General features: G+C 37.6%; 10 protein-coding genes. 5 read left to right on the top strand and 5 right to left on the bottom strand.

The genetic code is table 11. The features are described 5' to 3' along the window. The first annotated feature begins 1 nt into the window (after position 1). Genes H7A25_10005 through H7A25_09995 form a run of 3 tightly spaced genes read left to right on the top strand, consistent with a single transcriptional unit; the run spans position 2 to position 3,695 of the window. On the top strand, positions 2-1,219 hold the full coding sequence (locus H7A25_10005) for a hypothetical protein (GenBank protein MCP5500224.1): 1,218 nt from the start codon (positions 2-4) through the stop codon (positions 1,217-1,219). Between the two features lie 45 nt (positions 1,220-1,264). Next, a complete protein-coding gene (locus tag H7A25_10000) occupies positions 1,265-1,834 on the top strand; it encodes a hypothetical protein (protein MCP5500223.1) in 570 nt (189 codons plus the stop codon). 4 nt (positions 1,835-1,838) lie between these two features. After that, positions 1,839-3,695 carry a hypothetical protein gene (locus H7A25_09995; GenBank protein ID MCP5500222.1) on the top strand — a complete coding sequence of 619 codons (1,857 nt, stop codon included), beginning with the start codon at positions 1,839-1,841 and terminating at the stop codon, positions 3,693-3,695. Positions 3,696-3,766: 71 nt separating this feature from the next. On the opposite strand, the gene H7A25_09990 is transcribed toward H7A25_09995, so the two are convergent. Together H7A25_09990 and H7A25_09985 are read right to left on the bottom strand one after the other, a co-directional pair. After that, on the bottom strand, positions 3,767-5,215 hold the full coding sequence (locus H7A25_09990; GenBank protein MCP5500221.1) for a transporter, Ompp1/FadL/TodX family protein: 1,449 nt from the start codon (positions 5,213-5,215) through the stop codon (positions 3,767-3,769). A gap of 148 nt (positions 5,216-5,363) precedes the next feature. Continuing rightward, the gene (locus tag H7A25_09985) at positions 5,364-8,321 is read right to left on the bottom strand and encodes a hypothetical protein (protein ID MCP5500220.1); all 2,958 of its coding nucleotides are present in this window, start codon (positions 8,319-8,321) and stop codon (positions 5,364-5,366) included. A 171-nt stretch (positions 8,322-8,492) separates the two neighbouring features. Between H7A25_09985 and H7A25_09980 the strand changes: the two genes are divergently transcribed. Continuing rightward, positions 8,493-9,572, top strand: coding sequence for an alpha/beta hydrolase (locus tag H7A25_09980; protein ID MCP5500219.1), 1,080 nt, complete (start codon positions 8,493-8,495; stop codon positions 9,570-9,572). On the opposite strand, the gene H7A25_09975 is transcribed toward H7A25_09980, so the two are convergent. The 3 genes from H7A25_09975 to H7A25_09965 are packed head-to-tail and all read right to left on the bottom strand — an operon-like array spanning position 9,520 to position 11,703. Next, positions 9,520-10,152 (bottom strand): 4-phosphopantetheinyl transferase family protein, encoded by a 633-nt coding sequence (locus H7A25_09975; protein ID MCP5500218.1) that lies wholly within the window; start codon positions 10,150-10,152, stop codon positions 9,520-9,522. The genes H7A25_09980 and H7A25_09975 overlap by 53 nt on opposite strands. Beyond that, the gene (locus tag H7A25_09970) at positions 10,149-10,400 is read right to left on the bottom strand and encodes a hypothetical protein (GenBank protein MCP5500217.1); all 252 of its coding nucleotides are present in this window, start codon (positions 10,398-10,400) and stop codon (positions 10,149-10,151) included. The genes H7A25_09975 and H7A25_09970 overlap by 4 nt, the downstream gene beginning before the upstream one ends. A gap of 28 nt (positions 10,401-10,428) precedes the next feature. Then, positions 10,429-11,703, bottom strand: coding sequence for a tyrosine--tRNA ligase (locus H7A25_09965; protein MCP5500216.1), 1,275 nt, complete (start codon positions 11,701-11,703; stop codon positions 10,429-10,431). Positions 11,704-11,968: 265 nt separating this feature from the next. On the opposite strand from H7A25_09965, the gene H7A25_09960 reads away from it, so the two are divergent. After that, positions 11,969-14,452, top strand: coding sequence for a SpoIIE family protein phosphatase (locus tag H7A25_09960; GenBank protein MCP5500215.1), 2,484 nt, complete (start codon positions 11,969-11,971; stop codon positions 14,450-14,452). Positions 14,453-14,477: the final 25 nt, after the last annotated feature.

Genomic DNA, 14,477 nt, shown 5'->3' with positions numbered 1-14,477 from the left:
TATGTACGGTCTATTATATGGATATGATTTTTCTGAACTTTTTGGAAATATACCTTATATAGAGATTTCTAATCAGCAGAATTCCATTAAGGAGGGAGAAACTGTAGATTTTAAAGTTAAACTTTCAAAAGCTTCTATCGGTACCAAGCAAGTTATCGTTAAAAGTGATAATCCTGCTATATCGATTAATGGGAATCCTTCTGTAACACTTACTTTTACTCCTCAGAACTCCAGAGAGGAACAAATCTTGAGTGTTAAAGCAGAAGTGGATGAAAATCTGGTTTCCGAAGAAACAAATATTAGTTTTGATTCGAACTGGCATTCGAGGATTCAATTAATCGTAACAAATAAGGATAAAGATTCCCAGTCCATCCTCGTATCCGCATATCCGGAGAATCCCAGCTTTGAAAGGGGAAGTTCTATTTCTTATAAAGTAAAATTGGCCAAGCAGCCGAATCAAAATATTTCTATTCAACCTGTATCCAACAATATTGATTTATTGCAGTATAGTGCAGAGCCCTTAATCTTTACACCTGAAAATTACAATATAGAGCAAAATATAGATATTTCTATATTAGAAAAAATGGATTATTTAAGTAAGGATTTAAGTATTGAATTTAAATCTAATATACTTTCGGTTATTAAAACTTTTAGTGTAATTCCTAATTTAGAATATATTGATATTTCAGCCGGGCAGGGGGTTAAATCGGGATATACACCCAGTATAGCCATTGATAAGATTCATTCTAAAGTACTGGTTTCTGTTTTTAACTGGGCTAATGATTATAAACTTGGTTTATTTCGTTGCAATTTGACTACTGTAGATGGCTCTGATTGTCAGCATATTGATATATCCGCCGGACAGGGAAGTAATTCTCTCAGGTATCCTGCTATGGCTATCGATGAAAAAAATCAAAAGCTATTGGTTGTCGCAACCAATAAATCAAATTTATCCAAATTAAGTATGGTTCGTTGCAATTTGACTACTGTAGATGGCTCTGATTGTCAGTATATTGATATATCGGCAGGACAGCCGGAGAGTTCGGGAATGACCCCTGTGATAGACATAGACAAAGCCAATGGAAAATTTTTAGTGGCTACTCAAAACATTACAAATGGCTATAAACTTAGTCTGTATCGATGCAATTTAAATACGGTAGATGGTTCTGATTGTCAGCATATAGACATATCGGCAGGACAGGGAAATAATTCCGGTTGAGATCCGCATATAGCTATAGATGAAATAAATGCTAAGGTTTTAGTTGTGGCAGGAAATTTGTTTAATTCAGCTAAACCCGGTTTATTTCGTTGTAATGTAGATACTGTAAATGGTTCTGATTGTCAGCATATAGACATATCGGCAGGGCAGGGAAGCGATTCCGGCTGGACCCCCCGAATTGTGGTTGATAAAACAAATCAGAATTTGTTGGTTGTATCTCTGAATATAGCTAATTCGAGAAAACCCGGATTGTTTCGATGCAAATTAAATACGGTTGATGGTTCTGATTGTTTGCACATCAATGTTGCGGGTGACCTGGGAGTTGTGGGTAGAAATGCCAGAATTACAATCGATGAAAAGAATAGCAAAATTTTTATTGTAACAGAGGATGAGTATAATTTTTTTAAATTAAGTCTGTTTCGCTGTAATCTGAATATAGTAGATGGCTCTGATTGTAAATATAAAGATATATCAGCCGGGCAGGGAATTGAGTCCGGAAATAGCCCATCTATGGTGATTGATACAGTAAATGGAAAGCTCTTAACGGTTACCCGGAATACAGCTAATTCAGCCAGACCGGGTTTGTTTCGATTGCCTATTGGATATGAGGACTAATCCTATGAAAGCACTATCACTTATTTTATTTTGTTTGGGTATAATCCTATTTAATTGTCAGAAAGACTTTAAAAATTTAGGAGATCCGAATACTTTTATTGGTATAATTTATGGAGTGGATCTAAATGTAGCACTTGATGAATCAAAACCGAGTATTGTATATTCCGAAATACCAATAAGTATTACAGAAGGAGAAAATTATACTTTAAATTTTAGAATATCTGAAAAAATTAAAGAACAAAAGACGCTAATCGTTCGAAGTGATAATCCTAATTTAAAAGTAAATGAGACTACAGAAATTACTCTATCTTTTAATGAAGACAATGCAAATATCGAACAACAAGTAGTTTTAAGAGCAGAGTCAGATGAAAATGTAATATCTGAAAAAGTGAATCTTACTATAAGCTCTGATTGGTTTGAAGAATTAAGCTTTCCAATTACAATTTTAGATAATAGTCGACAAATTATTGTTTTTGAAACTCAAACCGGCAGTTTGCAGGAAGGAAGTAATACAGAGGCTACAGTAAAGTTGACAAGACAACCCGGAGAAAATGTTTCTGTCTCTATTAGTTCGGATAATGAAAAATTATTAAAATCTAATGTATCCACACTTACGTTTACTCCTGAGAATTATAATATAGCTCAAAGCCTGGAAATTCAGGCTGTTGAAAATGAGTTGTATTTGTTCGATAAAGCTGCCACAATTTCTTTGTCAGCAAGTTTAAGTGATACGGTTCAAAAAGAATTTACTGTAATCAGTAATAATATTGAATATCGGGATTTATCAGCAGGTCAGGGATATGATTCCGGAAGTCAGTTGGATGCAAAAATAGAGCAAAATAATTTGTTAGTTACTACCTGTGATGGTTCAAATCTCGACAGGCCGGCTCTGTTCAGCTGTAATTTAGATGGAACAAACTGCGTATACAAAGATATATCTGTTGGAAGGGGAAGTGGTTCCGGCTATTATCCGAATATAAATGTGTATAATTCTAAATTGCTACAGGTAACAAGGGATGGTTCCAACCTGAAAAAACCGGCTCTGTTTTATTGCAATTTGGATGGAACTAACTGTGTATATAAAAATATATCAGCCGGGCAGGGCAGTAGTTCCGGCAATTATCCGGATACAGCTATTGATTTATTAAATAATAAGTTACTTGTGGTTACCCAAAATGGATCTAATTCTAATAGACCGGCCCTATTTCGGTGTGATCTGGATGGAAACAACTGTGTATATAAAGATATATCAGCCGGGCAGGGCAGTAGTTCCGGGAACGAACCGACTATCATACTCGATTATCTGAATTTGAAATTATTGGTGGTAACAAGAGATGCTTCGAATTCCACCAGAAAATTGAGTTTATTTCAATGTGAATTCGATGGAACGGGTTGTAAGCATTCTATTATTTCCGATGTATATTTACGCACTCCTTCGATTATTATAGATGAAATTCGTTCGAAGCTACTGATTGCTGCAACGAATTATGATAATGAGAGAAAAGTTAGCCTTATTTCCTGTGAATTAGACGGAACGAATTGTACTTATACTGATATATCCTCCGGGCAGGGTTATGGTTCTGGTTACGAGCCATCTATTATAATCGATAAGAATACTTCGACTATTCACGTAGCTACAAGGAATTATTTTAATAATGATAGAATTGGATATTATCGCTGTAACCAGATAACCTTCGAATGTGTTCATAAAGATATTTCTTTGTTTCGAGGGGATAAATCAGGGAAAAGTCCTAAAATTCTAATTGATGAAGTAAATTCGAAAGTTCTTATAATAGCAAAAGACGATACGAATGAAGCGAAAGCTGTTTTGTATCGTTTTCCGTTAAACTTTATAGAGTGAGAAGTTTAAAATCATAGAGGTTTCAAGCCTCTATGATTTTGATAGAGAGAGACAATTCACAAAGAATCTATTTAATTTCTGGAACTGGCTACAAGGTAGATTGAGGTGCTGTTATACTGAAATTGTTGTGATAAACTATTGTAGTCAATCCTTGATTGTCCCAGACCTTTTTCACGTATAAGAGTCAGAGATATAGAAGCTTTTGCACTAGCAAAAGAGATTCCTACGGAATATCCGAGGTTGTTTACAAATTCTTTTCTGGGGTTGTTTCTGAATTCCGGATAAGCATAGGCAAGGGTTAAGTCTTCACTGGCCTTGGAAGAATACTCAGAACCCAGAAGGGCTTTTCCGGCTAACTGAAAGGCTGATTCTTCCCATTTTACTTCTTTTGCATTAGAATAATTGGTGAATACACCTCCCAGAAGGGCAAGGTTAGTAGTCAGGTAGTATTCCATTCCGAAAGCAAAGTTGGTGGTAGGTTTTAGAGTGAGTTCCTGTATTTCCGGATTGTTCCAGGTAACTTTTGTTTTGGGTCCCTGAAATGCAAGCTCAATTTGATTTTGTTTTTTAACATAGCCTTCGCTGTGGATAATGTCAAACGCCATCATGAAATCTCGTGTTAAGAAGGAGGCCACACCGGCTCTGAATTCGTTATTCTGGGGAATTTCACCTGTGGGTAGAGCTTTCATTTTTAATATACCGCTTTCTACACTACCGTTAAAATGATGGGTTCCTTCTGTAAAATCTATATTGTGAGTATTTCCGGCTCGCAGGGAGTCCGTATAGACCTGGCTAATAAGTCGATTCCTGGCAGTAACGACGTTTCTTCTTACGGAAAATCCGAGAGAGAGTTTATCCATGGGCATAAACTGTATACCGAAGATAGGATTTAGGCCGAGGGTTCTTCTGTTATCTACATCAGAGACCATCACATAAGAGTTGTCGGTATACTGCTGCATGGTGGAGCGCGTAATGCTCTGGGTGTTTTCGAAGAAGTAAAGGGTCATTCCTACAGATAAACGCTCACCCAATTTATAGCCAAAGCTTGGGCCAAATTGTAGGTGGCTGTAATTTTCTATATTGTAAATCTTCGTATTATTAATAGAAGAGGAATAAACCGGAATGCTAATCTGGTCATTTCGGCTATAGTTTTCATTGATCTGGTTGACTACAGAAAAAGCTATTTTCAAGTCACCCGAATTGCTCACGATTCCTATGAAGTTGGGTAAATAACTCCTCGAAGTCTGGCTATAGGATTGATTGGGTGAGTCCACATCTTTGTAGCTTTTGTTGATAATCTTGTAGTTACTGGCAGAAATGGAAATCGAATTGTCGTAAGCAAAGCCGATTCCCGCCGGGTTGTAGAAAGCACCCGAAGGGTCATCGGAGATGGCCGAATAAGCTCCGGCAAGACCCGCCGCTCTTTCACCGAAAAAACCATTGATGTTGTGGTAGGCATCGGCGAATACTGCGGAGCCAGTGAGAAAAAAGAAGAATAGGAAGTATCGTATTAGTTTCAAGATATACCTTCTTATGATTATATGTATTTAATAAAAAAGTGAGTATTTCGGATATTTATCATTACCGGGAAGCAAGCGAACCACCGGTGGTTCGCTTACATACTCACTGAGTTTTTAAAGTTTATATGTCACTTACACTCGCCATTAATTACGGACCGCAGGTAGAGGTGCCTGTATCCCAGATACAACCCAGATATCCATTAGCAGCTTGACAGGATACACTTTTTAGAGAGCCACTGTGAAATGTGTCAATATCAATGCAGCTTGTTGCCTCAAGACAGGTTGAACCATCCCAATAGCAGGCAGGTTCTTCAGCACAGGCAGTTTCTGCTGTATGGTTTGAGCATCCGGAGACTCCTGTTGGATCATAACCTGGTCGGCAGGAAGTCCCAACCCAGGCACAGCCGAAAGTGGCATCTGAGCTTAGAGAATCGGTCTGGCAGGAAATTTGAGTTGTATTATTTGAACAAATCGTTCCACCACCGCCGGAAATTTCACATATAGAAGTTCCTGAATTCCACGTACAGGTAGGATCGGCACTACAGGAAGCAAAATCAGGGTAGCTTGCACAGCCAGTTCCACCACCGCCGGAGATACTACAGGTAAATAATGCTGGATCCCAGGTACAACCAAAAGTGGATGCGTTACAATCCGGTCCATTGGGAATATCTGCACAGCTGGTATAGGTTCCGGTTCCACCGCCGCCGGAAGAATAGCAATAGTAATTGGTGGGATCCCAGGCGCAACCGGCTGGACTTCCGGTACAGGCCTGTTGATCGTAATGGAAATCACAGGCTACGTTACACTGGGTACCAAAGGTACAGTAGATTTCATTATCACAACTTACCTGATCCAGACCCGGACAGGTTGCAATGGCCACCTGATCTACTCCAAAACCGACAGTGTTTTCCGAACAGGTTAAAGCCGTTTGATCCCACATACATTTGGGATAAGCGTAGCAGGAATATTCAGTAGTCTGAGCTGCACAGTTAATGGTTTGACCGGCAGGGCTACAGAAGTAAAAGCTTGAGTCCCAGGTACAACCGGCACTGGTACAGGAATTACTGTTTAAGTGAGGTTCACACATTCCAAAAACGTTCATACAGGAACCCATATACGGGTCGTAAGTACATTTTGCGACTCTGCCTGTATTATTATCACAGGTAGCAGGTGCCAGGCCGAAGCAAGCGTCATTGGTCGGATCGTAAGTACACATTGGATCATTTGGGTTAATGGTACAATCCACGGCTGATTCCGGATTAAAGGTTCCGCCTGAAAAACAGGCTGCCGGATTAATATAGCAAATATTATCCGGGTTAAAATTCGGATCTAAGTAAGGATCATAAAACTGGGAAGTCGGACTGGAGTAGGGGTCTGCTTCCAGAACTTTAAACACGTTGGTTCCGGTTACTCTGGTATATTGAACGGCACCGGTGGAAGTCATGCTTCTCCGATAAAGAGCCAGACGGGGAATTACATCTTTTGTTCCCCAGTAGTCTATATAAATATCTCCTCCTGTTACCTTGGATTTGGTACAGACATTATTGGTATATTTACAATTCAGGTTTACCTTGGCCGAACAGGAAGCTGAATCCAGACCGGAACAGGGGTTTAGGTACTCGCCTTCTCCTACAATAGAAGGGTCATTATATCCGCTCGGAGCATCTGTAGTCGAAAGGGCCTGATAAATAATAAACTGGTCGGACTCTACATTATTCAGACCGATTCCTTCCGGACCCGTGCTAAAACCTATAAAAACACGTCCGCCAGCTGAACCCATTCCGAAACCATCGAATTTCTCTCCAAAGATATCCAGGACATTACCACCGGTCATATCAATCTTGGCAAAGCCCTCGACCGGTTTAAAGGTTCTTCCGTCGGTTCCTTCTTCCAGACCCAGAAGATTTCCACTTGAATCAAAAAGTTCTTTAATATATCTTTTTTGCACTTTAGTAGTGGTTGTCCCGGAGGCATCAACTACCTTATCACCAAAAATAACATCGTGAATTTCAGTTAAGATGAACCCGCCACTGTCATTAATTTTTCCATTAACAGAGATTTTCAGGTCATAGTCCCGACTGGTAATGGAGGGGTCTTTTTGAATTGTATCTGAATCTATTTTGATACAGGAATCATTTGCATCCTGCTTACACTTGGTGATGGTGTTCTTATCTATTGTCGTAGTGTACTTACTTCCCCTTTTCTCACGGGTTACCATATTAAAAATCATGGTATCTCTGGAATTGGCATCGGTGCTGGTAGCTTTGGAGAGAGCAATACTGGCCACAATCCCTATTGTAAGTCCCGGAACTTCAAGGTCAGCTTTTACGGAATAGAAAATATTCTGAAAAGCTGCATCGTATTTCATAACTTTGTTATAACCACTATCACTGGCAGGACAGGTGACTGTGTTCGAGGGTTTATCACTGGTATAGTATTGAACTATGTGCCTGTAGCCCAGTTCATAGTCTTTTTTTAGCCTCGTATCCGTATCTGTTTCAGAAATGGAACGGTATAAAACAGCCGGACTCGGTATCGATTCTCCCAATTTAGGAAGTTTTCCACTTTCCTGCTGTTTGAGGAGTTCTGTTTCTGCCTGGGCGGAAGTTAAGCCATAGTCCATAAAAGATTGCTTGATGGAGTTTATCATTTCCTGGGTAATTTTTAAAGATTTGGTTCCACCGGTAAAACAGGTATTGGGTGAGTTTTTGGCTTCCTGCAGAACCTCATTCAAGAGAATTAATTCTAACTTGGTTTGTCCCAAAAGACCGTACATCTTGTCTACGATATCAATCAGGTTCTGATAACCTTTTGCCTTGGCCAATTGGGTTTCGGTAGTTTGCCGCATGATTCTTGGTTCTAAAACTGAACTAAGAGTAGTCGTACTCTTTCGGATACTTCTCGGTATACTCACAGTTACCTGAGAGGGTAAAGCGGTCACATTGTAGCTGGTATTGGCCAGGGTTTGAGTGAGGCCAAGACGGAGGAGAAAACGTCCGTACATGCTAGCTGGAGAATTGCTATCATTTTCCGGATTTTTACAATTCCCCAGGAAAAGGAGGAAAAGTAAAATTATAGGAATTGCACTAAATTTAAAAATCTTCATTTGATTGACTCCCGGTAAGTCTTTTAAAGTATATTATAGTAGACGAAAAAAGATAAATCAATTAATTATTTATAAACCAGCCTGATAATAGGTGGAAACCTTTATGGTTATTTGTAATAAATAAAGGAAACATTTCCAAATTCAGGAAATAAGTTTTTTAGGGGGCAATTTTTGTTATCTACTATAGAAAAAGAAGTTATTAAATACTTGCTCAAACTTCCTACCAGGGCTCTGGAACTGATTTCCGGAGGAAAAACTGAAATACAGGGTAAGAAGTTGGATACATTTATCCAATTTGGGCTTTTATTGTCTGCAGTAAAACCTAAATTAAATGCACTTCCCCCTATAGAAAGTCGTCAACTCCATAAAGAAATGATGGCTATCTTTGATCTCGACCCCCTTGAACTTTACCGGGTTAATGATATGAAAGTCTCGGCCAGGAATCGGGAGATACCAATTCGAATTTATACGCCTCGATTGGAAGGACTTTCGGATAGTTGTCTTCTTTACTTTCATGGTGGAGGCTTTGTAATAGGAAATCTGGATACGGTTGATCCCCTATTACGCTATTTGTCCTTAAAATCCGGTGTTACCATTATTTCTGTAGATTATAGGTTAGCACCGGAACACCGCTTTCCGGCTGCCTTTGAAGATGCTTATTCTGTATATGAATGGTTGGAGTCCAGGGAGAAATATTTTGAAATTAATATTTCAAAAATGGGAATTGGAGGAGATAGTGCCGGAGCCAGTATTGCCAACTATTTATCAGCCAGACTTAGAGAAAGGGAGGGAAAGAAACCTTCTTATCAACTTTTAATTTATCCCGGTATTGATCACTCTATCGAAAGGGAAAGCTTTCAACAGTTTCCTAACTATGGTCTAACTCCCGACCTTCTCCGGTATTTTTTTAGTCATTTTTTTAATCATCCTGAAGATCGAGTTAATCCTTTCTACTTTCCTTATCACGCTGAAACTTTGAAAGGTATGCCCAAAACCTATCTTATTCAAGCCGGATTTGACCCGCTTTATGATGAAGGACTGGCTTTTCACGAGAAACTCTTAAAGGATGGAAACCCATCTATTCGAATTGAATTTCCTTCTCTCATTCATGGGTTTGTCAATTTTGGAGGTCTTGTACCGGCTGCCAGAGATGCTTTGGATAAAATCGCTGAAATTATTCGAAACGCCGGAGAAAACCTTAAGGAAGGTGCACAGCAAACGCCAGAAAGCGTCCGTGGTGGCTCAAGCTGAGGGGGAGTGGAATCTGAGTATAGGGGGAATAGATAAGAGGAGGGGAAGTAAAACCTTTTTCATCTTTGATTCTTGGGATATTAATTTTTGAAATCTCCCAGTTGTGCATTTCATTTAATTTGTGTTTTACCAGAAGCCGAACTAAAAAAGATTCCTCAGGCAAAGATTCGTCCCTAAATTCCTTGTTATGTTTAAGTGTATCTGAAACTTCATGAGTCCAGAATATTTTGTTTTCATCTAAATCTTTTTCAAAACAAAGCGAATGTAGGCCTCCGGGGAAGAGGTAATATCTCGCCTGTAGGTGGATGTTTTCATAATGAACTTCGTTTAAGTTTTCCTGAAGTTCAAATTTTTTATATTGAAACACGAGACCGGGACGATTTCGACGAATCGCTTTATAGGCAGCTTCTTTAAAAGACCAGATTATCCAGGTAAAAATATCAGGATTATCCGATGAATAAAGAATTTTCTGTTCTAAAGGAGAAAAAACTTTATTATAAAAACGGGAATTACCGGAAAGTTGCCTGGTAGCTCGAATCGAAAGGTCAACTATATCATTCCCGAATACATGAGAACTCATTGATAGAGTTTAGCTCTTACCATATCTATAATTTTTCCGGGTGAGTTCAGGTATTTAATTTCTTCTTCAGCAAACTCAATATCAAATTCGTCTTCTATTGCTATAGAAATATCCACTAATTTATTGGGTTTAATTCCCAGATCATTAACCAGGTGTGCCTGTAAACTAACTCGCTTGTATAACTCAGGGTCGGATATATAATTTTGCAATAGAACTTTTAATTTTCCATAGATAACACTTTCTTCCAAGTTGCTCTCCGATTATATAGGTAGTATGTTATGATATAACATTTAGTAATTTGTATTTTTTCTTTCCGGCACGTAATAAAAGAATTTTTTCCTGTATTAAGTGTTCGGTACGTAAAATAGTTTCTAAATCGGCTCTTTGGTTATTGAAGTAAATCCCACCCTGCTGGATCATTCGCCTGGCTTCACTTTTTGATTTTACCAGTTCGGATAGGGAAAGAGCATCAATGATATGAATACCTTCGCTTAGTTTGGATTGTAAAATTTCGATTCCCGGAACAATTTTTTGTATATAAGTAACGGCTTCGAGACTAAGTGAGTCTGCGGAACCTCCAAAAAGAAATTGAGAAGCCTGTCTGGAAGCTATAGCTGCCTTTTCTCCATGAATCATAGAAGTAAATTCATAGGCGAGAAGATTATGAGCTTCTCGTTTTTCAGGTTCTTCTAATACACTTTTTTCTAACTTTTCGATTTCAGTAATTGATAAAAAAGTAAAGTATTTTAAAAATCGTATAATGTCTCTATCATCGGAATTTAACCAGTATTGGTACATTTCATAAGGACTTGTAAGTTCCGGATCTAACCATACAGCACCCCCTTCGGTTTTACCGAACTTGCTTCCGTCTGCACGGGTCAGAAGAGGAAAGGTAATTCCATGAACCGAAGTGGCGTGTTTTTTACGGATAAGATCGATACCGGCGGTTATATTTCCCCATTGGTCGCTTCCACCAATCTGAACATTACAGCCGTAATTTTTATAGAGGTATTCGTAGTCATAGGATTGTAATAATGCATATAAGAATTCTGTAATAGAGATTCCCTGCTCTCTATCCAGTCGGGATTTAACTGAATCTTTTGCCAGGATATAACCCAGAGAAAAACTTTTACCCGTATCTCTCAAAAAATCTACAAGACTTATGGTACCCAGCCAATCGCTATTATCTACCATAAGCGCAGCATTTTCTCCTTCGAAAGATAAAAATCTGGAAAGTTGCTTCTTTATGGATTCAGCGTTTTTCTTTACTGTTTCAGGGTCCAAAAGGGTTCTTTCTGCCTGTTTCCCGCTGGGATCACCGATTAGAGCTGTAGTGCCTCCGACGAGAATAATAGGTTTATGTCCGTATTTCTGGAAATGTGATAAACCGAGAATTGGAATTACATGACCTAGATGTAAACTGGCGGCTGTTGCATCAAAACCGGCATAAACCACCAATTTTTCGTATTCAGCTGCTTTTTCTATGCCAGTATCCGTTAACTGGGAAACAAAGTTTCTCTCCTGTAATTCTTCCAATACTGTTTTTGACATTTTACCTCTAATATATAATAATACATAGATGGATTCAAACTTATGTTGTCAATAGAAAAGATAGAAATAAATTCGTATAAATGGGGTTTCATGAAAAGTCATTTTGGTAAAATTATAGGTTATCGAAGCTACACAATCTATAACCGGGATTGCTTAGTTGGCTATAACAAGAATAATGTTGTTATTTACCTTTCATTATAAAATATTTATAAAAAGGATTTTTTATTGAATTAATTAAATGTCTGGCCTAATTTAATATTGGATTATGAAAAAGTATGCGATTCTTCTTTTTATTTTTCTTATCTTATTCTCTACCTGTAAGGGAAAAGAAAAGATTCCCGTGGCTAAATCGGGGGTGCTTGATTTGCGAACATGGAATTTTGCACAAAACGGAAATTTCAAATTAGAAGGAGAATGGGAGTTCTATTGGAAAAAGAAATGTAAATCTTTAACAGATAAAGATTTACAGAAACCGCAATTTTCTATACTACCCGCCCCATGGAAAACAAGTAAAAAAAATCCCGAACTTGGAGACAAGGGATTTGCCTGTTATCGACTCTTAGTGCAGCTTCCGGAAAAACCCCTTAATTTAGGAGTAATCGTCGGAGTTGTATCCAGTGCATATAGACTCTGGATAAATGATGAGCTATTTTCTTCTAACGGGATAACGGGAGCTGAGCTTGAAGAAGAAAAACCACAGTGGCTCCCTCTTACTAAATATCTTTACACGGAAAAAAGAAGTCTACAAATCGTATTTGAAGTTTCTAATTTTCATTACCATAAAGGAGGTCCCTGGCGTCATATAATCCTTGGTGAATTTGCTTCCATACAAAAAGCCGATATGGTAAATATTACCCTGGAGAGCTTTTTATCCGGTAGTTTACTTATTATGGGTCTTTATCATATCGGTTTGTTTTTTCTTCGAAGGAAAGAGAAAGCAACCTTATATTTCGGACTTTTTTGTTTGTCTGTCTTTTTTAGAAGTGCGGTTGAAAACGAAAGAATACTTATTCGTTTCTTTCCAAATTTTAATTGGGAGTTACAACTTAAAATTATATTTTTAAGCATACATTCCGGGATATTTTTCTTTGCTTCTTTTTTATTACACTTCTTTCCCGGGGAATATTCCCCGAGATTTGTGAAGATCTTGAAATATTATATGCTTCTTGTAAGTACCATTATCATTTTTAACTATGCGAGAGTTTATTCTCCGCTGATTTCTGTTTTCAGGATAATTGTAGTTATATTTTTAATATCTACCTTATACTATATATCGAAAGCGATTATCAATAAAAGACAGGGAGCCAAAACTCTTTTTTCAGGTTTTATTCTACTCTTTATTATATTTATAAATGATTTATTATATTCTATGGATATTATCCATAGTTTTCATCTTGTGACCTTTGGACTTTTTCTCTTTACCTTTGCCAAGGCCTATATTCTTTCTATTCGTTTTACCGGTGCATTAACATCTAATGAAGAGTTAACAGAAAATCTGGAGATTCAAAATATTCAGTTAGAAAATCTTAATACACAAAAAGATCAGTATCTTTTACAGGTAAAAGCTGCAAACGATAGATTACTAAAGATCTTAAATGTAGCCAGAGAAATGGCTCTGGCCAGGGATAAGCTGGCACTGGTCAATTCTACCTGTAGAACTCTTCACGAGACTCAAGCAGGTAAAGAAAAACTGGAAATGAGATTTTATTCTTCTATGAAATACGAAAAGGAAATGTTATTAGAATATATTTCCTCATTCTCCTTAGAAGAGGCTCCTCCGGAAGCATTAAAGTTTCAAAAATATCACTATACCTTTCATAAAGACCAACTCTTTATTCCCATTTCTATTACTGAAAGAAATGTTGTATGTATACTTTGTATATCCGGGTTACCGGATCCTATAGATGAAGATTTTAAACGGTTTATTGAAATGCTCACTGAATCCTTAATACTCTCCATAAAAAATATTGATTATACAATGCAAATGCAGGATAAAGTGCGAATGGAAATGGAACTCAAAACAGCATCCGGAATTCAATCAACATTACTTCCTCAAAAATTACCCGATTTGCCTCAATTGGAAATGCATTCCTTTTATGAACCTGCAAGCGAAACAGGGGGAGATTGGTTTAATATATATCCATTTACTGATGAACTTGTATACATTTTTATTGGAGATGTAACGGGACATGGAGTACCTTCCGCCCTGATAGCAGCAGGCGTATATAGTTTAGTAAAAAACTATCTTGACTTTTCTGATAAAGCAAATCCACCTCTACCCTCTGCTCTAAACACGGCTATTAATAATTTGATCTGTGATATGGGAAAACTAAAGTATTTCATGACCTTTCTTTCTATTCAATTAAATATCAGGACCGGAGAATTAGTATATTCTAATTCTGCTCATTGTCCGGCTATAGTATTTTCGAAGAATTCCTATTTACAATTACAGGAATCCGGTTTACTTCTCGGTACTCCTTTTCCTTTAATCGTTCAAGACAGTTCGATTCAGTTAAAAGACAATGACCTTATATTTTTATATACAGATGGAGCCACAGAAGCAGAAAACAAAGAGGAAGAATTCTTCGGGGAAGATAAACTATTGGAACTTATACAGGACGGCTATACTAAGGATACAGAATTTATTATCAGAAGTGTAAGAGAGAATATTAGTAATTTTCTAAATAACAAACCCTTAAAAGATGATATAACAATGGTCGCAATACGTTATAAAAATGTAAATTTTTAGGTCTGAAAATACATTTTTATAGTTT

Source organism: Leptospiraceae bacterium (assembly GCA_024233835.1).
Taxonomy (GTDB): Bacteria; Spirochaetota; Leptospiria; order Leptospirales; family Leptospiraceae; genus JACKPC01.
Note: the sequence above shows the minus strand (reverse complement) of the source record. Positions and strands in the feature narration are given on the sequence as shown.

Excerpts from the sequence above, each read along its gene's own strand:
- H7A25_09975 (MCP5500218.1), bottom strand. The coding sequence starts at position 10,152 with ATGAGTTCTCATGTATTCGGGAATGATATAGTTGACCTTTCGATTCGA.
- H7A25_09995 (MCP5500222.1), top strand. The coding sequence starts at position 1,839 with ATGAAAGCACTATCACTTATTTTATTTTGTTTGGGTATAATCCTATTT.
- H7A25_09960 (MCP5500215.1), top strand. The coding sequence starts at position 11,969 with ATGAAAAAGTATGCGATTCTTCTTTTTATTTTTCTTATCTTATTCTCT.
- H7A25_10005 (MCP5500224.1), top strand. The coding sequence starts at position 2 with ATGTACGGTCTATTATATGGATATGATTTTTCTGAACTTTTTGGAAAT.
- H7A25_09965 (MCP5500216.1), bottom strand. The coding sequence starts at position 11,703 with ATGTCAAAAACAGTATTGGAAGAATTACAGGAGAGAAACTTTGTTTCC.
- H7A25_09985 (MCP5500220.1), bottom strand. The coding sequence starts at position 8,321 with ATGAAGATTTTTAAATTTAGTGCAATTCCTATAATTTTACTTTTCCTC.